The following is a 19343-nucleotide window of genomic DNA, read 5'->3' as shown; positions in this document are numbered from 1 at the left end:
ACCCCGCGGCGCCGACGTCGCTACCACGACGGCCGATCGAGGCATGGTCAGGGCAGCGGCCAGGTGTGCACCGGGTCGTTGCTGTGCATGTGCCCGGCATACACCCGCAGCATCTCGGCCAGCGCGCTCTGCCGGTCCAGGCCCCGGGACTGGAGCCGGGCCACCGCCTCGGTCTGCCACGTCGCGCCGTTGGTCGAGGTGGTGCACCGGCCCTCGATCACGGACAGGTACCGGTCGCGCACCTTCTCCGAGACGCCCCACTCGGTGAGGCCCTCGTGCGCCATCGGGAGCAGGTGGCGCAGCACCAGCTCCTCGGCCCGGACCTCGCCGAACCCGGGCCAGTAGAGCCGCGACTCGATGCCGTCACGCGCCGCGCTGTGGAAGTTCTGCTCGGCCGCGGCGAAGCTCATCTTGGTCCAGACCGGCCGGTCGTCGGCCGCGAGCCTGCGCATGACGCCGTAGTAGAACGCCGCGTTGGCGAGGACGTCGATCAACGTGGGGCCGGCCGGCAGCACCCGGTTCTCGACCCGCAGGTGAGGGGTCCCGCCGACGATGTCGTAGATCGGGCGGTTCCAGCGGTAGACGGTCCCGTTGTGCAGCCGCAGCTCGGACAGCGCCGGCGCCTCCCCGGCCTCCAGCCTGGCGACCGGGTCCTCGTCGGAGACCTCCGCGAGCAGCGCCGGGAAGTAGCGGACGTTCTCCTCGAACAGGTCGAAGATCGAGGTGATCCAGCGCTCCCCGAAGAACACCCGCGGGCGGACGCCCTGGTTCTTGAGCTCGATGCTGCGGGTGTCGGTGGCCTGGCTGAACAGCTCGATCCGGGTCTCGGCGTGCAGCCGCTGGCCGAAGAAGAACGGGCTGTTGGCCGCGAGGGCGATCTGGGGGGCGACCAGCGCCTGCGCGGCGTTCCAGTGGGCCGCGAAGTCCTGCGGCGACACCTGCAGGTGCAGCTGCACGCTCGTGCACGCCGACTCCGGCGCGATGGAGTCGCAGTAGGTCGCGACCCGCTCCCCCGTCGGTCCCTCGATGTCGAGGTAGATGTCCTCGCCGCGGGCGTAGAAGATCGAGTCGTTGAGGGCGGTGTAGCGGTTGTTGGCGCTGATCCACTCACCCTCGAAGTGCTCGGGCATGATCGTGGGGAGGATGCCGACGGCGACGATGTGGGCGCCGCGCTTCTCGGCGGCGGCGCTCGCGGCGTTGAGCGAGGCGCGCATCTCGTCCTCGAGCTCGATGGCCGCGTCGCCCGGCAGGGGCCGCGGCGGCACGTTGAGCTCGATGTTGTAGCGGGCCAGCTCGGTCTGGTAGCCGGGGTCGGCGATCTCCTCCAGCACCTCGGCGTTCGCGAACTTGGGCCGGTAGTCGGCGTCGACGAGGTTGAGCTCGATCTCCATGCCGGTCATCGGCCGCTCGAACTCGAAGACGCTCTGGGCCAGCATGCGCTCGAAGACGTCGAGGTTCTGGCGGACCTTCTCGCGGTACCGCTGGCGCTGCTCGCGGCTGTAGCTCTGCGCGGTCACCTCTTCGCCCACTGACGGCCTCCTGTGCGGTGCGGCACGCGGTGCGTGCGGTGTGCGGGTGCGGCGTTCGGTCGGCGGATGCCCCGTGCGGGTCGGCGTGTCGCCTCGTCCTGGGACGACCCAACCACAGCGGACGCGCCCCTGCCACCAGCGCTCGACGATGCCCGCGAGAGGCACGCCGAGGCGCCTCACCGATCGTGTCGGTGCGCGCTCCTACCCTGCTCGTGTGCGGTTCCTCCACACCTCCGACTGGCACCTGGGGCGCTCGTTCCACCAGGTGGGGCTGCTCGCCGCCCAGTCGCAGTTCCTGGACCACCTCGTCGAGGTCGTGCGCACCGAGTCGGTCGACGCCGTGCTGGTCTCCGGCGACGTCTACGACCGGGCGATGCCGTCCCCCGACACGGTGCGGCTGCTGTCGGAGTCGGTCACCCGTCTCGTCGACGCGGGCGCCCAGGTGGTCCTGTCCAGCGGCAACCACGACTCCGCCATCCGGCTCGGGTTCGCCAGCGACCTCCTGGCGCGCGCCGGCCTGCACATCCGCTCCTCGCTGGCCTCCGTCGGCACCCCGGTCGTGGTCGGCGGCGTCGCCGTCTACCCCCTGCCGTACCTCGAGCCCTCGGTCGCGGCCGAGCCGCTGGGCGTGTCCGACCGCACCCACGCGGGTGTGCTCGGTGCGGCGATGGCGCGGGTGCGTGACGACCTGGCCGCGCGCGGGCTGCGGGGGGTCGTGATGGCGCACGCGTTCGTCACCGGTGGTGCGACGAGCGACTCCGAACGCGACATCTCCGTGGGTGGCGTCAGTGCCGTGCACCCCTCGGTCTTCGACGGGTTCGCGTATGCCGCGCTGGGCCACCTCCACGGGCGCCAGCAGGTGGGCGAGACGGTGCGCTACAGCGGCTCCCCCGTCGCCCTGTCGTTCAGCGAGTCGGGGCACACCAAGGGCTCGTGGCTCGTCGACCTCGACGCCGCCACGGGCGCCGTGGCCGTCGAGCAGGTCGAGGCGCCCGTGCACCGCGAGCTGGCGGTCCTGCGGGGTGACCTCGACGACCTGTTGCTCGACCCCCGGCTCACGCCGGCCGAGCGCGCGTGGTGCCAGGTCACCCTGACCGACCCGGTCCGGCCGCTGGGCGCGATGGAGCAGCTCCGGCGACGCTTCCCCCACACCCTCGTCCTGCAGTTCGACCCGCAGGGGGCAGCGGTGCCGGTCCGCAGCTACACCGAGCGGACCGCCGCCGAGGACCCTGTCGACGTCTGCTGCGACTTCCTCGGGCACGTGCGTGCCGGTGCCGTCGCGAGCGGGGCCGAGCGGGCGCTGCTGGCCCAGGCCGTGGAGGCCGTGCGCCTCGACCGTGGCGTGCGCGAGGACGAGGGCCGGGCCGACACCGGCGGCCGCGGTACTGCTGGCACCTCACCGGGGAGCGACGCTGCCGACGCGGCTGCCGCCCGACACGACGTAGGGGCGGCATGAGGCTGCACCGGCTGTCCGTCACGGCGTTCGGGCCGTTCGCGGGCACCGTCGAGGTGGATCTCGACGCGGTCGCCGAGGGTGGCCTGTTCCTCATCCGCGGGGCCACCGGGGCGGGCAAGACCAGCCTGCTGGACGCCATCGCGTTCGCCTTGTACGCCGACGTGCCCGGTGCGCGCACGAAGAAGGGGCTGCACAGCGACCACGCCGAGCGCGGCGCCGTGCCCCTGGTGTCGCTGGAGCTGACCGCGGCGGGGCGGCGGCTGCGGATCGACCGTTCCCCGGAGTTCAGGCGGCCCAAGGCGCGGGGGCGCGGCGAGGTGTCGGTGCCCGCCAAGGCCACCCTGTCCGAGCTGAGGGACGGCGCCTGGGAGGCACTCAGCTCCCGGCACGACGAGATCGCCGACGTCGTCGCCGACGTGCTCGGCATGGGTCTGGAGCAGTTCAGCAAGGTGGTGCTGCTCCCCCAGGGTGACTTCGCGGCCTTCCTGCGTGCCACCCCCGAGGAGCGACGCGCCCTGCTCGAGCGGCTCTTCGACGTGGGTGGGTACGTCGGCATCGAGGACTGGTTCGCCGAGCAGCGCAAGGCCGCCGGGAGCACGGTCGAGACCGAGCGCGCCGGGCTGTCCGCCGCCCTCACGGTCCTCGGCGAGCACCTCGTCGGCGCGCCGCCCGAGCTCACCGCCGACCTGCCCGAGTGGCACGACCTGGCCCCGGAGTCGCTCGACGAGGCCCTGCAGGGCCTCGAGGCGGCGGTCGAGGCCTGGGTGGCCGTCTCGATGGCCGACCTCGACGCGGCGCGCCTCGAGGAGTCGCGGGCCGTCACCGCACACGTCTCCGGCCAGGAGCTGGCAGCCCGCCGGCGCCGCGGCACCACCGCCCGGCGCGAGCTGGCCGAGCTCGACCTCGCCGGCCCGGACCACGTCGAGGCCACCGCCGCGCTCGAGCGAGCCGTGCGCGCGCGCTCCGTCTCCGGGGACCTCAGCGCGCTGGCACGGGCGACCGCGGCTGTCGCCGGTGCGCGTACCACGGTGGAGGCGACCTCGGGCCCCGTCGCCGCTCTCGGCCTGGCGGACCGGTCGGAGGGGGCGTTGCGGACCGCCCTCGAGCAGCTCGCGACCTCCGGGGAGCACCTCGTCCAGGCAGTGCACCATGCCGACGGCGTCGAGCAGGCGCTCGCGGAGCGCGCCGAGGTGGCGTCCCGCCTCGCGCGCAGCACCGAGCGGCTGCCCGTCCTCGCCACCGAGCGGTCCCGTGCGGCCGAGGAGCGGATCCTCGCCCAGCAGCGCGTGGTCGACGCGGAGCAGGCGCACCAGGCGCTCGCGCCGGCGATCTCCCGGGCCGAGGCCGCCGCTGCCACGCTGCGCCACCGGGAGGCGCTGGACGCCGCGACCCGACAGCTGACCGAGCTGCGCGACGAGCTCAGGGCCGCCCGCGACCACGAGCAGTCGCTGCGCGACACCTACCAGCAGCTGCGCGAGGCCCGGCTGGAGGGCATGGCGGCCGAGCTCGCCGCCCACCTGGCGGAGGACTCCCCGTGCCCCGTCTGCGGCTCCCCCGAGCACCCGGCTCCCGCGACCTCGGCCGACCCGGTCAGCGCCGACGACGTCGCCGTCGCCGAGAGGCGGTGGCGCGAGGCCGAGCAGGACTCCACCGCCGTGCGGGTCCGGATCGCTGCGGTCGAGGCGACGGCCGACCAGCTCGCCGAGCTGCTGGTGGACGTCGACCGGGACGCCGGCGAGCTCACCGCCGACGTCACCGCCGCGCAGCAGGCGGTGGTCACGCTGCAGGCTCGCGCCGCCCAGCTCGACCCAGCCCGCGACCAGGTCGCGGCGCTGGACGATCGCTGCTCCTCGCTGGCGGACCAGGAGGCGTGGCTGCGGGAGACCGTCTCGGCCGCGACGGCGTCCCTGGCGGACCTGGACCGGCGCCTGGCGGAGGGTCGGGTGCGGTTCGCCGACACGGTCCGCGACCACGACGCGCTGTGCCCCTGCTCGGCGCAGGCCCCTGGAGGCGAAGCAGCCGTCGCGGACGACGACGAGGTGGCCGTCGCCCGCTCCGGTGTCCGGGACAGGGCGACTCGCCACCGCGCCGCTGTCGACGGCCTGGTCGCCCACCTCGACGCAGTGACCCGGTTGCGCGAACGGTCCGCCGAGCACCGGCAGGTCGAGCTGTCCACCACCGCGGCGCTGGAAGAGCACGGGTTCGCCGACCCGGACGAGGCCGTCGCCGCGACGCTGGCGCCCGAGACGGTGCGGCTGCTGACCGAGAGCACGCGGGAGCACGATCGCCGGCGCGCGATCGCCACGGCCACGCTGGCCGAGTCGGACGTGGCCGCGGCCCTCGAGCAGGCGGCCCCCGACCTGGACGCCCTCGCCGCCACGCGGTCCGCGGCCGGGGAGGCCCTGTCTGCGGCCACGTCGGCCGATACCCTGGCCCGGGCCATGCTCGTCAACGTCCGCCGGGCCCGGGCTGCCGTCAGCGCGACCGCCGAACGGCTGGGCGAGGCCGCCCACCGCCACGAGGTCCTGCGTGACCTCGCGGACACCGTCGCGGGGACCGGCCCCCACAACGCGCTGCGGATGCGCCTGTCGGCCTTCGTCCTCGCCGCCCGGCTCGAGAAGGTCGCTGCCCTCGCCAACGAGCGGCTGCGGTCGATGGGCGACGGGCGCTACCTGCTGCGCCACACCGACGGGCTCGCCGCGAGGGGTGCCCGCAGCGGCCTGGGGCTCGAGGTGCTCGACCAGTGGACCGGCCAGAGCCGGGCCACCACGTCCCTGTCGGGGGGTGAGTCCTTCATGGCCTCACTCGCCCTGGCGCTGGGACTGGCCGACGCGGTCCGCGAGGAGTCCGGCGGGTTCGAGCTGCAGACCCTGTTCGTGGACGAGGGGTTCGGCACCCTCGACGACGACAGCCTCGAGCAGGTCATGGAGGTGCTCGACGGACTGCGCGAGGGTGGACGAGCGGTGGGCGTCGTGAGCCACGTCGCCGAGCTGCGCACCCGCATCCCGAGCCAGGTCGAGGTGGTCAAGACGGAGCGCGGGTCGACCGTCCGGCTGCGCGGCACCGCCGACTCGGCGGCCGTCGCCTGACCCCTCCCGCGCGCCCGAGGCCGTCACCCGGCCGAGGCGGCGCGCCGTTGCCCCGCCACGGGGAGACGCAGTGTGCCCACCCCACCGAGGTGGCGTGGGCACGCTGCGTGGCTTCGTCCGGCCCGGACAGGTCAGTCCTCGAACGACTCCGGCGGCGGGCAGCTGCACACGAGGTGGCGGTCGCCGTAGGCGCCGTCGATGCGAGCGACCGGCGGCCAGTACTTGTCGGCCGCCTCGATGCCCACCGGGAAGGCGGCCTCCGAGCGCTCGTACGGGTACTCCCACTTGCCGGCCAGCGCCTTCGCGGTGTGCGGGGCGTTGCGCAGCATGCTGTCGGCCACCGCGACCTCCCCGGACTCGACGGCGGCGATCTCGTGCCGGATGGCGATCATGGCGTCGCAGAACCGGTCGATCTCGTACCGGTCCTCGCTCTCCGTGGGCTCCACCATGAGGGTGCCGGCCACCGGGAACGACATCGTCGGCGCGTGGAACCCGTAGTCGATGAGGCGCTTGGCCACGTCGTCGACGGTCACCCCGCTGCGCTTGGTCAGCTCGCGCAGGTCGAGGATGCACTCGTGGGCCACGATGCCGTCGTGACCGGCATACAGGACCGGGTAGTGCTCGCGCAGCCGTGCCGCGATGTAGTTCGCGTTGAGGACAGCCACCTGGGTCGCCCGGGTCAGTCCCGCCCCACCCATGAGGCGCACGTACGCCCAGGAGATCGGCAGGATGCTCGCCGAGCCGTACGGCGCGGCCGAGATGGGGCCGACCCCGCTCTCGGGGCCCGCTTCCGCCGCCAGCGGGTGGTTCGGCAGGTGCGGCGCGAGGTGGGCGCGCACCGCGACCGGGCCGACGCCGGGGCCGCCACCGCCGTGCGGGATGCAGAACGTCTTGTGCAGGTTGAGGTGCGACACGTCGGCGCCGAACTTGCCGGGCCGGGCCAGCCCGACCAGGGCGTTGAGGTTGGCGCCGTCGACATAGACCTGGCCGCCCGCGTCGTGGACCAGCCCGCACAGCTCGGTGATGGTGTCCTCGAAGACGCCGTGGGTGGACGGGTAGGTGACCATGATGGCGGCGAGCTCGTCGCGGTACTGCTCGACCTTCGCGCGAAGGTCGTCCATGTCGACATCGCCGCCGGCGGCGGTCCTGACGACGACGACCTTCATCCCGGCCATGACCGCGCTGGCGGCGTTGGTGCCGTGGGCGCTGGCGGGGATCAGGCAGATCCGGCGCTGTGACTGGCCGTTCGCCTCGTGGAAGGCGGAGATCGCGAGGAGGCCGGCGAACTCCCCCTGCGAGCCGGCGTTCGGCTGGAGCGAGACGGCGTCGTAGCCCGTGATCTCGCACAGCCACGCCGACAGGTCGTCGATGAGCTCGCGGATCCCGGTCGTCTGCACGGCGGGGGCGAACGGGTGCAGGTCCGAGAACTCCGGCCAGGTGATGGAGACCATCTCGGTCGTGGCGTTGAGCTTCATCGTGCACGAGCCGAGCGGGATCATGCCGCGGTCGAGGGCGAAGTCGCGGTCGGAGAGCCGGCGCAGGTAGCGCAGCATCGACGTCTCGCTGTGGTGGGTGTTGAACACCGGGTGCTCGAGGTAGCCGCTCTCGCGGGTGAGGGCGGCCGGCCACTGCGGCGCCGCCACGTCCACCGACGTCGTCCCGGCCACGCCGAAGGCGCCCCAGACGGCCTCGAGGTCACGCAGGTCGGTCGTCTCGTCGACGCTCAGCGACAGGTGGTCGGCGTCCACCCGCCAGAGGTTGACCCCACGCTGCGCAGCCTCCTGCAGAACCTCGTCGGCGCGTCCCGGCACGGCCACGGTCAGGGTGTCGAAGTACGTCCCGGTGACCACCTCGAGTCCGCCGGCCGCCAGACCCTCGGCCAGCGTCCGCGCGTGCGAGTGGACGCGCGTCGCGATCGCGGCCAGGCCCTTCGGGCCGTGGTACACGGCGTACATCGACGCCATGACCGCGAGCAGCACCTGGGCGGTGCAGATGTTCGAGGTGGCCTTCTCGCGGCGGATGTGCTGCTCGCGCGTCTGCAGCGCGAGCCGGTAGGCGGGGGCGCCCTCGGTGTCGACGCTCACCCCGACCAGCCGGCCCGGGAGGGACCGCTCGAGCCCGGAGCGCACCGACATGTACCCGGCGTGCGGGCCGCCGAAGCCCATGGGCACGCCGAAGCGCTGGCTCGTGCCGACAGCCACGTCGGCGCCCCACTCCCCCGGCGCCGTGGCCAGGGTGAGCGCGAGCAGGTCGGCGGCGGCGGTCACCAGCGCGCCGGCCTCGTGGGCCGCAGCTGCCAGGGCGGCCCAGTCACGCAGCTCCCCGTCGGCACCGGGGTACTGCACGAGCACCCCGAACACGTCGCGGTCACCGGCGGCCGCCCGCAGCGACTCGACCGAGTCGACCCCGGCCAGGTCGGCCACGACGAGGTCGATCCCGAGCGGCCGCGCCCGGGTCTGCATGACCGCGATGGTCTGCGGGAAGGCGTGCCGGTCCACGAGCAGGACCGCGTCGTGGGTGGCCTTGCTGGAGCGGCGCATGAGCGTCATCGCCTCGGCGGCGGCCGTGCCCTCGTCGAGCAGCGAGGCGCCCGACGTCGTGAGCCCGGTGAGGTCGCTCACCACGGTCTGGAAGTTGAGCAGCGCCTCGAGCCGGCCCTGGGAGATCTCGGGCTGGTACGGCGTGTAGGCGGTGTACCAGGCAGGGTTCTCCAGGACGTTGCGCTGGATCACGGCCGGCGTGAGGGTGCCGTAGTACCCCAGGCCGATCATCGACGTCAGCACGTGGTTGCGCCGGGCCAGGCCCCGCAGCTCCTCGACCACGGCGGCCTCGGACGCGGCGGCGTCGACCCGCAGCGGTCCCTGGGCGCGGATGGCCCCCGGGATCGCGTGGTCGACGAGCGCGTCGAGCGAGTCGTGGCCGACGGCCGCGAGCATCGTGGCGACGTCGTCGGGCGAGGGGCCGATGTGGCGGCCGGCGAAGGCGGGCAGGTCGGCGGCGGGCTGCGCGGACAATGAGGCTCCTGAACGGTTCGGTGCTCGGATCGCCTCCCCATCTGTCACGGGCGGACCGCTCCAGAGGTGCCTGTCCCGTGCAGTCCTGGCGCCTGAGAGGTTCCGGGGAGTTTGCCCCTTCGGCGCCCCGCCGCACGCCGGCCGGCGCACGCGGGGACTCTCCCGCACGGGATGTTCAGCGGACCCAATCTAACACCGCGGCCCGCCTCCCCGAAGGGACGACGGGCCGTGCGGGACAGGTGGGTGGGTGGGGCGCGTGCCGGGTGGCCTGCGCCGGGGGTTCAGGCCAGGCGCGCCGCGCGACGCGCGCTGAGCTCGTCGTCCGGGTGCGCGGCGGGGGCCTCGTCCTCGGTCCGCTCGCTCGGCAGCTCGGCGAGAGTGCCCTCGACCTCGCGCCACACGCGGCCGACTGCGATGCCGAAGACGCCCTGGCCGCCCTGCACGAGGTCGATGACCTCGTCGGCGGACGTGCACTCGTAGACCGAGGCGCCGTCGCTCATCAGGGTGATCTGCGCCAGGTCCTCGACACCGCGCTCGCGCAGGTGCTGGATCGCGACCCGGATCTGCTGCAGCGAGACCCCCGTGTCGAGCAGCCGCTTGACCACCTTGAGCACGAGGATGTCGCGGAAGCCGTAGAGCCGCTGGGTGCCCGAGCCGGTGGCGCCGCGCACGGACGGCTCGACGAGCCCGGTGCGGGCCCAGTAGTCGAGCTGGCGGTAGGTGATGCCGGCCGCCTTGCAGGCCGTCGGTCCGCGGTAGCCGATGTCCTCGCTCAGCTCCGGAAGGTCGTCCGTGAACAGGAGCCCCTGGGCCGCTGCCGGCACGCTCCTGTGGCCGTGCTGAGCCTCTTCGCTCGGGGTCACAGCGCTCACCTCCCGGGTGTAACTACATCGGTCGCATTACGGGTCTTGCCCCGACGGTACGGCGGGGCGTCACGGCAGGTCAACAACCACTGGACCTTCGCGCGTCGGCGTGTCGCCCGGCGAAGGCCATCTCTCGATGTGAAGTTGAGGGTCAGGGTCGGGCGCTAGGCCTCGGGGCCGCTCTCCCCCGGCTCGGTCTCGAAGTCCTCGGCCGAGACGTGGTCGAGGAACTCCTTGAACCGCTCCACCTCGTCGTCCTTGTCCTCCTCGGCCGACATCGACACGCCTGCCTCCTCGAGCAGGCTCTCCCCCGTCACGATCGTGGTGCCGGTGCGCAGGGCCAGGGCGATGGCGTCCGAGGACCGCGAGGAGATCTCGACCGTGCCGTCGAAGACGAGGGCGGCGTGGAAGACGCCGTCCTTGATCTCGACGATCCGCACCTCGGTGAGGCGGTGCCCCAGGTCCTCGATGATGTTCTTCATCAGGTCGTGGGTGAGCGGGCGCGGAGGCTCGATGCCCTGCTGGGCGTACGCGATGGCCGTCGCCTCCGCGGCACCGATCCAGATGGGCAGGTAGCGGTCGCCGTCGCGCTCCCGCAGCAGCACGATCGGGTGGTTGGTGGGCATCTCCACCCGCACGCCGAGGACATCGAGGACCTTCACGGTTCCACCGTACCCCCGGCCTCCCGGCAACGGCTCAGGCCCTTCGCAATCCGTCCTTGACCAGGGCGGTGTGCAGTGCGACACACAGCCGCAGCACCTCGCCGGTGGGGTCGTCGGCCCGCCCGGTCGCGACCTGCTGCACGAGCCCGACCTCGCGATCGGCGGCCGTCCGGAACGGTCGCAGGTGCCGGGCCTCGATGCCGTAGGCCGCGAGGCCGGCGGCGCTCGTGGCGACCGCCAGGGCGGCGTCGCCGTAGTGGCCACCGTCGTCCGGGCGCACCAGGCCGAACGTCTCGAGGTCGGCCAGGAGGGACTCGCCCGCCCCGCTGGCCGCCAGCAGCTCCGCGCGGGTCAGCCGGAGGGTCGGGGCGGCGGTGAGCGCCGCCGCGGTGGGGACGTCGGGGTCGGGGGCGGCCGCCGGGACCTCGGGCCGCGACATACCGGCCCGGTCCTGGCGGGGCGGGGTCAGGCCACGGTCGAGCGCGTCGAGCGCCTCACGGATCACCTTGAGCGGCCAGAAGTGGTCGCGCTGGGCGGTGAGGACGTAGTGCAGCCGCTCGACGTCGGCGTCGGTGTAGGTGCGGTAGCCCGATGCGGTCCGCGCGGGCGTGACCAGCCCCTCGGCCTCGAGGAAGCGGATCTTGGAGATCGTGACGTCCGGGAAGTCCTGCCGGAGGGTCGCCAGCACGGCCCCGATCGTCATCGACCGGTGTGGAGGACGGGCGGACACCGTGCGGTGTCAGGCCTTGCCGGCGTAGAAGACGAGGCGGAACTTGCCGATCTGCACCTCGTCGCCGGTGTGCAGCGCGACCTCGTCGATCCGCGCGCGGTTGACGTAGGTGCCGTTGAGCGAGCCGACGTCACGGACGACGAAGGTCTCGCCCTCGCGGCGGAAGGTGGCGTGCTTGCGGGACACAGTGACGTCGTCGAGGAAGATGTCGCTGTCGGGGTGGCGCCCGGAGTGGACCTCGTCGTCGTCGAGCAGGAACCGGGCTCCGGTGTTGGGCCCGCGCAGCACGACGAGCAGGGCCGTGCCCGGGCGCAGCGCGTCGACGGTGGCCTGGTCGGCCTTGCTCAGCGCGACCTCCGGCTCGGCGGTCGTGTCGACCTGCTCCAGGTCGTGGATGCCGGGCAGCCGCATGGTCGTCGGCTCGTGCGGCTGCGACGCCTGGTCGTCCCTCTCGCTGCCGTTCATGACTGCGCGCTCCCTCGTCGTGTTCGACTGTCCCGGCCCTAGCAAAGCACACACCCTAGGCGACGCCGCAGACAGCACGCAGCGGATTCGCCCGGAGCGCGGGCAGGGTCAGCCCAGCTGGTCCTTGTACGCGGCCTGGTCGAGGAGCGCCTCCACGGCGCCACCGTCGGACGGGCGCAGCTCGTACATCCAGCCCTCGCCGTAGGGGTCGGTGTTGACCAGCTCTGGGGTGGCGTCCAGGGCCGGGTTGACGGCGGTGACCTCGCCGGCCAGCGGCGCGTAGAGGTCGCTGACCGACTTGGTCGACTCGACCTCGCCGCAGGCGTCACCGGCGGCGACCGTGTCGCCGACGGCGGGGAGGCTGACGTACACGACGTCGCCGAGGGAGTCCTGGGCGAAGGAGGTGATGCCGATCCGGACCGTCCCGTCGTCCCCGGCGCGCACCCACTCGTGCTCAGCGGTGTAGCGCAGGTCCTCGGGGTACTCCAGCTCGCTCATGCTGCTCCTTGCTCGGGTTGCGGAGGTCGACGGGCGCCGTCGTCCGGGGTGGGGTCACGTGGAGGGCGCCGGGACGGGCCGAGCGTAACGAGGCTCCGTCAGGGTGTGCAACGCGGTCACCTCGACCGTGTCGGCCTGCCGCACCGTGGAGGTCGCGCCGTCGCGCCGCACCGACTCGGTGACGCCGCCGGGGATGTCCATCGCGGACGCCATCGTCGCGCTGTCCCCGATCGCGCGGATCGTGTACGGCGGGCGGATCTGGTGCCCGCTCACCTCGACCGCGCCGTCGCTGTCGGTGAACCAGGTGTCGGCGACGACCCGCACGTCGTTGATCTGGACCGCCTCTGCGCCGGCGTCCCGCAGCTCCTGCAGGGCGTCGAGCAGCCGGGCCGCGGTGACCTTGTGGTCCGGGTCGCTGATCGTGATGACGACGCCGGGGCCGGTCGCCGGGACGGTCCCGGTGAGGATGCCCAGGGTGTCGACCCGCTCCTGCGCGGACTTCAGCGCCTCCTCGCTGCCGTCCACCCCGGACAGCAGCCGGTCCCGTCGCAGCTCGAGCGTGCGCAGGTCCGTCGAGAGCCGGTCCTGCTCCTGGCTCACGTCGTCGAGGATGCGGACCAGCTCGTCCTCGCGGAGCTGCTCCAGGCCGCTCTGGCTCGTCTGCTGCACCTGGGTGGCGATCGCGAAGCCGAGCCCGATCGCGAGCAGCGCCGCGAACGCGTTGGCCCGGGTGGCCCGCGGCCTGGCCATCCGCAGCAGGGTCCGCCAGGAGCCGTCCTGCCCCGGGGGGCGGGGCGGGGTGCCCTGGCTGTCCGGGGCGGCCGGCGGAGTGGTGGTCATCGTCAGGCCTTGAACAGGTGCCGCCGGATCGAGGCGACGTTGGAGAAGATCCGCACACCGAGGACGACCACGACGCCGGTGGACAGCTGCGAGCCCACGCCGAGCTGGTCGCCGAGGAAGACGATGAACGCGGCCACGACGACGTTCGCGAGGAACGAGACGACGAACACCTTGTCGTTGAAGATCCCGTCGAGCACGGCACGCACCGCGCCGAACACCGCGTCGAGGGCGGCGATGACGGCGATGGGCAGGTACGGCTGGAGGGCGACCGGCACGTCGGGGCCCCAGACGAGGCCGATGACGACGCCGCCGATGAGGCCGAGCAGGGGGATCACGGTGAGGTCTCCGAGGTGGACGGTGTGCCGGACGGGGTGGTGGTCGGGGAGCCCTTGCCGGAACGGGTGGGCGTGGGCGTGGCGGTCGCCTCCGGCCGCAGGACCCGGGCCTTGTCGACCGACAGCGACGCGGCAGCGGGCAGGGTCAGCGACGAGGCGCTGTCCATGGAAACACGGATGCCGTAGTTGTCGTGCAGGGCACGCGCGTAGGACCCGCCGGCGTTCTCGGCGAAGTTCGTCTGCAACGTGCTGGGGTCGCCGATGGCCTGGATCCGGTACGGGCGGGTCAGCGGCCGGTAGTTGACCAGGATCGCCTCACCGGCGAAGCGGATCGCCGACCGGGAGGTGAGCCGCTGGCCGTTCACGGCGATCGCCTCGGCGCCTGCCTGCCACAGCCCGTTGACGACGATCTGCAGGTCCTTGGAGTAGACCTTGCCCTCGTCGGTGCCCGAGGTGGTCCGCGGGTTGCCGTCGGCGCTGTTCGACTCGCTGCCCGGGGCGTTGTCCAGGACGAGGGTGATCCCCTTGCCGGTGGCGGCCTCGGACCCGGACACGAGGGTGAGGGTGTCGAGCTCGGCCTGCAGCGCCGCCTGCTGGGAGCCGAGCGCCTCCTTGCGCAGCCGGTCGATGTCGGCCTGGGTCGTGCGCAGGGCCGTCTCCTGCCGGTCGGCTGCCGCCCGACGGGTCTCGATCTGGGAGACGATGTCGGCCTTCGCCCTGGCGGCGGCGGTCGAGGGCGCGCGCAGGGCGATCGCGCCGAAGGTCAGCAGCAGCCCCACGACCGCGGACGCCACGACGACGATCGGCGTGCTGAAGCCAGTGGCGGCCGGGAGGCCGGCGGCCACGCGCCGTTCGGCGGCCGCGGCATACCCCGGGTCGAGCGGGCGCTCCATCATCGAGGTGAGCAGCGTCATCGACTCGTCCACGCGCCGTCCACCAGGGGTGGCCGGTGGTGCGTCCGAGCGGTGTGAGGTGGGGACCACGGCGCGCCCCTACCGGGCGAGCGCGACGCGGTGGGCGGCCGCCACCTGCCGCGCCTGGACGATGTACATGACGCCGGCCACCCAGTACAGGACCGTCCCCCACCACGCGAAGGCCCAGCCGATCGGCTGTGCCCAGTGGGCGAAGCCGCTGGTGCCGTCGCCGAGGAGCAGCAGCGGGAAGGCGTACAGGAGGTTGAAGGTCGCCGCCTTGCCGACGAAGTGGACGGGCAGCCCCACCTGGCCGTACCGGCGGATCCACCAGAGGACCACTGCGAGCAGGACCTCGCGACCCACCAGGGCGCCGACCAGCCACCACGGGATGATGTCGCGCCAGGCCAGGCCGAACAGCGTGGTGGCGATGTAGAGGCGGTCCGCGAGCGGGTCGAGCAGCTCGCCGAGCCGGGAAACCAGGCCGAACCGCCGCGCGATCTTGCCGTCGAGGTAGTCGCTGACCCCGGACACCATCAGGGTCAGCAGCGCGACGGCGTCGTGGCCGGCGAGGATGGCCCACAGGAAGACCGGCACGCCCACGAGGCGCAGGGCGGACAGGGCGTTGGGGACGTTGACCACCTGGTCCGTCCGGGTCGCCGGGCGTGCGGCACCCTCGACCGCACTCCCCCGCTCCGCCCGTTCGACCACGTCCGAAGCCTAACCGGCTGCTGCTGCGTAGAGTCGCAGGCATGGACAACCCGCTGCTGGGCCCGGGCCTGGAACGGCTGCGCGAGCGGCGCAGCGTCAAGTGGCGGCTCTACGGCCCGGACGTGCTGCCGCTGTGGGTCGCGGAGATGGACGTCGTGCCGGCCGAGCCGGTGCGGCGTGCGGTCCACGACGCGCTCGAGTCCGGCGACACGGGATACCCGTGGGCGGCCGACTACGCCGAGGCGCTGGCGGCCTTCGCGGCGGAGCGCTGGGGGTGGCATCCCGACCCGGACGCGATGCAGATCGTGCCGGACGTGATGCTCGGCGTCGTGGAGGTGCTCAAGCTCTTCACCGGCTCCGGGGACGCCGTGGTGGTCAACTCCCCCGTCTACCCGCCGTTCTTCCAGTTCGTCGAGCACCTGGGCCGGCGCGTGGTGCAGGCGCCGCTCGGTGCGACCGGGCGGATCGACCTCCACTCGCTGGAGCGCGCGCTGGCGGACGCCACGAGCGGTGGCGCCCGCGCGGCATACCTGCTGTGCAACCCGCAGAACCCGACCGGCACGGTGCACACCGCCGACGAGCTCACGGCGGCCATCGAGCTGTCCGAGCGGTACGGAGCCAGGGTCGTCGCCGACGAGATCCACGCGCCCCTGGTGCCGGTGGGGGCGAGCTTCACGCCCGTCGCCTCCCTGCCGGAGGGGTCGCGGGCGGTGGCACTGGTGTCGGCCTCGAAGGCGTTCAACCTCGCCGGGCTCAAGGCCGCACTGGCCGTACCCGGGCCCGACGCGGCGGCCGAGCTCGCGCGGATCCCCGAGGAGGTGTCGCACGGGGCCAGCCACGTCGGCGTCATCGCGCACCGGGCGGCCTACCTCGAGGGGGCGTCGTGGCTCGACGCGCTGCTCGCCGGGCTCGACGAGAACCGGCGCCTGCTGGCCGACCTCGTGCAGAGCAGGCTGCCCGGCGTCGGCTACCGCGTGCCGGAGGGCACGTTCCTGGCCTGGCTCGACTTCACGCAGGTCGGGCTCGGGGACGACCCGAGCGCCGTGCTGCGCGAGCGGGCGGGCGTGGCGCTGCACCCCGGGCCGGGCTTCGGGATCGGTGGCGCCGGCCACGCCCGCCTCAACTTCGGGACGTCGCCCGAGATCCTGCGCGAGGCGGTCGACCGCATCGCCGCCGCGCTCTAGCCCTCGCGGGGCGGGGCTAGCCGCTGTGCGGTCTCAGTGCGAGCGGTGACCCTTGCCGTGCCCCTTGGCCGTGGACTTGCCGTGACCCTTGCCCGACGTGCCGTGGCGGGACGTGCCCTCGCGGGACGACGTGGCGGTCCCGGTCGAGGTGGCGCTCGGCTGCTCGGTCTCGGACGGCTCCGGCTGCTCGGTCTCGGAGGGCTCGGGCTGCTCGGTGTGGGCAGCCATGATCGGGGCGCAGTACGCGCCCACCTGGTCTGCTCCACCGGCCGCCGTCGCCAGGGCGCGGAACGCCGTGGAGTCGGCGGACTTGCCGGTGGTGTGGCCCTGGTGGTGCGACCACGCGGTGCAGAGGCCGAAGGCGGCCGGGCCGCTGGCGTCCGGACCCCGGTCACCGGTCTCGGTCGGGTCGGCCGTCTCGGTCTCCGTCGGGTCGGCCGTCTCGGTCTCGGTCGGGTCGGCCGTCTCGGTCTCCGTGGGGTCGGCCGTCTCGGTCTCCGTGGGGTCGGCCGTCTCGGTCTCGGTCGGGTCGGCCGTCGAGGCGGTGGTCGCGGCTGCAACAGGCGTCGAGGTCGCGTCCGTGGGTGCGGCCGTCAGCGCGTAGGCGACGGTGCCGCCCCCCGCGACCCCGAGGGCGATGACGAGGGCAGCGCCGAGCTTGACGCCGATGATGGTGGGACGCATGGGGGGATCTCCTGCTCGAGCCCGGACCGACGGACGAACTCTAGCGCCGGACGACCGCGCATGGGGGCCGTTTGCGGGACTCCACGGCCACGAGCGGCCCCCCAGTGCTGGTTCAGTCCGTTTGCACCCGTTTGCAGGCAGCCTGTGTCGATGCCGCGGCGCCCCACCCCGGAGGTCGGGGAGCGCCCATTGACGACGCCCCGGCCGAGGCGGACCCTCAGGTGGGTGGGCTTCGAGGTGACGGCGCAGGCGTACGGGCGGTTCATGGGCCGCTTCTCCGAACCGCTGGCGGCGGGGTTCGCCGACGCCGCCGGCGTCCCACCCGGGGGCGCGACCGGCGGCACCACCCCGCGCGTGCTCGACGTCGGGTGCGGACCGGGCGCCCTCACCGCTTTGCTGGCCGAGCGGCTGGGGGCAGACCGCGTCCATGCCGTCGACCCCTCGCAGTCGTTCGTGGCCGCGGCCCGCGACCGGTTGCCGGGGGTGGACGTGCGAATCGCCACGGCTGAGGACCTGCCCTTCGAGGACGACGCGTTCGACCTCGCCCTGGCCCAGCTCGTGGTGCACTTCATGCGCGACCCGGTGGCCGGGCTGCGCGAGATGGCCAGGGTGACCCGGCCCGGCGGGTTCGTGGCTGCCTGCGTGTGGGACCACGCCGGGAGGCAGGGCCCGGTGTCGGCGTTCTGGGACGTGGTGCGCGAGTTCGACCCAGGGGAGCAGGGCGAGGGGCTGCTGGCCGGGACCGAGCGGGGACAGCTCGGCGAGCTCATGCGTGCCGCGGGCCTGGAGGAGGTCCGTGAGTCCTCGATCGCGGTCACGTCGCGGTTCGACTCCTTCGAGGACTGGTGGGAGGGGTACACGTACGGCGTCGGGCCCGCCGGCGCCTACCTCGTCGGGCTCGACGACGACCAGCAGGCCGCGCTGCGCGCCCTGGCCGAGCAACGCCGTCCCCCGGCCCCGTTCGAGGTCCGTGCCGAGGCGTGGTGCGCGGTGGGAACCGCTTGAGGCTCCTCAGGCCCCGACGCGCTCCGGCTCCCTCGCGGCCGCCGGCCGGACGGTCGTACGGCTCGCGCGGCTGCCCGAGCGCTGCTGCCCCACCACGATGCCACCCAGGACCAGCGCAATGCCCGCCAGCTGCCAGGGGGTCAGGTGCTCACCGGCCACGAGGGCGCCGAGCAGGACGCCGGTCACCGGGTTGAGCAGCCCGATGACGCCGACAGTGCCGGCCGACAGGCGGCGCAGCCCGTCGTACCAGACGACGAAGGCCAGGGCGGTGCCCGCGAGGCTCACGAACGCGGCTCCCGCCACGCCCCGGGCGTCGAGGGCTGGCGGGGCTCCCTCGACGACGGCGGCCACCACGGTGAGCAGCGCCCCGCCGAAGAGCATCTGCCAGGCGGTCGTGGCGACGACCGGGGTGTCGTCGGACCAGCGCTTGGCGAGGACGAACCCGAACGAGGACATCGCCATCGCGGACGCCGAGGCGGCCACGCCCCACCCCGAGACGGCACCCGTCCCGGCGGCCACGACGAGCAGCACGCCGAGCATGCCCACCACGGAACCGGCCACAACCCGAGCCGTCGGCCGCTCTGACGCGAGCAGCCAGGCGAACCCGGCCAGGACGAGCGGTGACGCGGCCATGATGGAGGCCGCGACGCTGCTCGGGAGCATCTGCGCCGCGAGGTAGACGAGCAGGAAGAAGCCGCCCACCGTCAGGGTGCCGAGGACTGCGGATCGCCACCACCAGGCGCCTCGGGGCAGCCGGCGGGCCACCACCAGCAGGACGAGCGCTGCCGGCAGGGCACGCAGGGCCGAGCCCCACAGGGGGCTGTCGGCGGGCAGAGTGTGCCGGATGACGTAGTAGTTGGCGCCCCAGGCGATCGGGGCGAGGGCGGTCGTGAGGACCACGCGCAGGTTCGACTCCACGGGACCCTCAATGCCTTCCGAGGAAGGCATATTCCGCGAATTCTCGGCCCGGTCGTCCCGAGCTGGTCAGGGCAAGGCCGCGCTCGGTGTCGTCAACGGCGGTCTGGGCGGGGCATTAAAGGGCCTGACCTGTGGTGACAGGTCAGGCCCCGGTTGGTCGGGCTGACAGGATTTGAACCTGCGACCCCTTGACCCCCAGTCAAGTGCGCTACCAAGCTGCGCCACAGCCCGTGGCATTCGCCCCTCGCGGAGCGAACGAAACCTTAGCGCACGGCATACCGGGCCTTGAAATCGGTGCCCGCAGGTCGGCCGCCACGCGCCGACAGGGTGGCATCTGGCTCCTCGCCACGGCGGGAACCGCCGTTCGCCACCCTCTCGATGCCGGCCTTGTCGATGCCGGCCTTGTCGATGCCGGCCGACGCGGTCCCGCGCGGCACACCGGGCAGCCG

Annotated in this window: 18 protein-coding genes, 1 tRNA gene and 1 riboswitch; of the genes, 4 read left to right on the top strand and 15 right to left on the bottom strand. The window is 73.5% G+C overall.

Annotated elements, in window-relative coordinates:
• Positions 1–47: 47 nt before the first annotated feature.
• Positions 48–1529, bottom strand: coding sequence for a glutamate--cysteine ligase (locus tag ACYVDO_RS04900; protein ID WP_460933299.1), 1482 nt, complete (start codon positions 1527–1529; stop codon positions 48–50).
• Positions 1530–1743: 214 nt separating this feature from the next.
• Here ACYVDO_RS04900 and ACYVDO_RS04895 point away from each other — a divergent pair, with 214 nt between their 5' ends.
• Positions 1744–2985: an exonuclease SbcCD subunit D gene (locus ACYVDO_RS04895; RefSeq protein WP_460933297.1), complete on the top strand. Its 1242-nt coding sequence runs from the start codon at positions 1744–1746 to the stop codon at positions 2983–2985.
• A complete protein-coding gene (locus ACYVDO_RS04890) occupies positions 2982–6074 on the top strand; it encodes an AAA family ATPase (protein ID WP_460933295.1) in 3093 nt (1030 codons plus the stop codon). The genes ACYVDO_RS04895 and ACYVDO_RS04890 overlap by 4 nt, the downstream gene beginning before the upstream one ends.
• A gap of 131 nt (positions 6075–6205) precedes the next feature.
• Here ACYVDO_RS04890 and gcvP read toward each other — a convergent pair whose 3' ends face one another.
• The 10 genes from gcvP to ACYVDO_RS04840 form a co-directional block, all read right to left on the bottom strand.
• Positions 6206–9088, bottom strand: a complete 2883-nt coding sequence (gcvP, locus tag ACYVDO_RS04885) for an aminomethyl-transferring glycine dehydrogenase (RefSeq protein ID WP_460933293.1) — start codon at positions 9086–9088, stop codon at positions 6206–6208.
• Between the two features lie 70 nt (positions 9089–9158).
• A riboswitch (glycine riboswitch) is annotated at positions 9159–9263 on the bottom strand.
• Positions 9264–9369: 106 nt separating this feature from the next.
• A complete protein-coding gene (locus ACYVDO_RS04880; protein ID WP_460933291.1) occupies positions 9370–9960 on the bottom strand; it encodes a MerR family transcriptional regulator in 591 nt (196 codons plus the stop codon).
• A gap of 155 nt (positions 9961–10115) precedes the next feature.
• Positions 10116–10613, bottom strand: coding sequence for a bifunctional nuclease family protein (locus ACYVDO_RS04875; RefSeq protein ID WP_460933289.1), 498 nt, complete (start codon positions 10611–10613; stop codon positions 10116–10118).
• A 34-nt stretch (positions 10614–10647) separates the two neighbouring features.
• Positions 10648–11316: a transcriptional regulator FtsR gene (gene ftsR, locus ACYVDO_RS04870; RefSeq protein WP_460933287.1), complete on the bottom strand. Its 669-nt coding sequence runs from the start codon at positions 11314–11316 to the stop codon at positions 10648–10650.
• A gap of 36 nt (positions 11317–11352) precedes the next feature.
• Entirely contained in the window at positions 11353–11808 is a 456-nt protein-coding gene (locus ACYVDO_RS04865; RefSeq protein ID WP_460933285.1) for an FHA domain-containing protein, read from the bottom strand.
• Positions 11809–11916: 108 nt separating this feature from the next.
• Positions 11917–12306 carry a glycine cleavage system protein GcvH gene (gene gcvH / locus ACYVDO_RS04860; protein ID WP_460933283.1) on the bottom strand — a complete coding sequence of 130 codons (390 nt, stop codon included), beginning with the start codon at positions 12304–12306 and terminating at the stop codon, positions 11917–11919.
• A gap of 54 nt (positions 12307–12360) precedes the next feature.
• Positions 12361–13146 (bottom strand): DUF881 domain-containing protein, encoded by a 786-nt coding sequence (locus ACYVDO_RS04855; protein ID WP_460933281.1) that lies wholly within the window; start codon positions 13144–13146, stop codon positions 12361–12363.
• A gap of 2 nt (positions 13147–13148) precedes the next feature.
• Positions 13149–13481: a small basic family protein gene (locus ACYVDO_RS04850; protein WP_310156848.1), complete on the bottom strand. Its 333-nt coding sequence runs from the start codon at positions 13479–13481 to the stop codon at positions 13149–13151.
• Complete coding sequence (locus ACYVDO_RS04845) at positions 13478–14464, bottom strand: DUF881 domain-containing protein (RefSeq protein WP_460933279.1); 987 nt, start codon at positions 14462–14464, stop codon at positions 13478–13480. Before ACYVDO_RS04845 ends, ACYVDO_RS04850 begins: the two co-directional genes overlap by 4 nt.
• 9 nt (positions 14465–14473) lie before the next feature.
• Positions 14474–15103: a CDP-alcohol phosphatidyltransferase family protein gene (locus tag ACYVDO_RS04840; protein ID WP_460933277.1), complete on the bottom strand. Its 630-nt coding sequence runs from the start codon at positions 15101–15103 to the stop codon at positions 14474–14476.
• A gap of 41 nt (positions 15104–15144) precedes the next feature.
• On the opposite strand from ACYVDO_RS04840, the gene ACYVDO_RS04835 reads away from it, so the two are divergent.
• Positions 15145–16287, top strand: a complete 1143-nt coding sequence (locus ACYVDO_RS04835) for a MalY/PatB family protein (protein WP_460933275.1) — start codon at positions 15145–15147, stop codon at positions 16285–16287.
• 33 nt (positions 16288–16320) lie between these two features.
• Here the strand turns inward: ACYVDO_RS04835 and ACYVDO_RS04830 are convergent, their stop codons facing one another.
• Positions 16321–16971 carry a hypothetical protein gene (locus ACYVDO_RS04830; protein WP_460933273.1) on the bottom strand — a complete coding sequence of 217 codons (651 nt, stop codon included), beginning with the start codon at positions 16969–16971 and terminating at the stop codon, positions 16321–16323.
• Positions 16972–17196: 225 nt separating this feature from the next.
• Between ACYVDO_RS04830 and ACYVDO_RS04825 the strand changes: the two genes are divergently transcribed.
• Complete coding sequence (locus ACYVDO_RS04825; protein WP_460933271.1) at positions 17197–17976, top strand: class I SAM-dependent methyltransferase; 780 nt, start codon at positions 17197–17199, stop codon at positions 17974–17976.
• A 6-nt stretch (positions 17977–17982) separates the two neighbouring features.
• Here ACYVDO_RS04825 and ACYVDO_RS04820 read toward each other — a convergent pair whose 3' ends face one another.
• The 3 genes from ACYVDO_RS04820 to ACYVDO_RS04810 form a co-directional block, all read right to left on the bottom strand.
• Complete coding sequence (locus tag ACYVDO_RS04820; protein ID WP_460933269.1) at positions 17983–18894, bottom strand: DMT family transporter; 912 nt, start codon at positions 18892–18894, stop codon at positions 17983–17985.
• A gap of 154 nt (positions 18895–19048) precedes the next feature.
• Positions 19049–19125, bottom strand: a tRNA-Pro gene (locus ACYVDO_RS04815).
• A 32-nt stretch (positions 19126–19157) separates the two neighbouring features.
• Positions 19158–19331 carry a hypothetical protein gene (locus ACYVDO_RS04810; RefSeq protein WP_460933267.1) on the bottom strand — a complete coding sequence of 58 codons (174 nt, stop codon included), beginning with the start codon at positions 19329–19331 and terminating at the stop codon, positions 19158–19160.
• Positions 19332–19343: the final 12 nt, after the last annotated feature.

Source organism: Phycicoccus ginsengisoli (assembly GCF_054779295.1).
The sequence above is the reverse complement of the archived record's forward strand: the minus strand, read 5'-3'. Positions and strand labels throughout refer to the sequence as shown.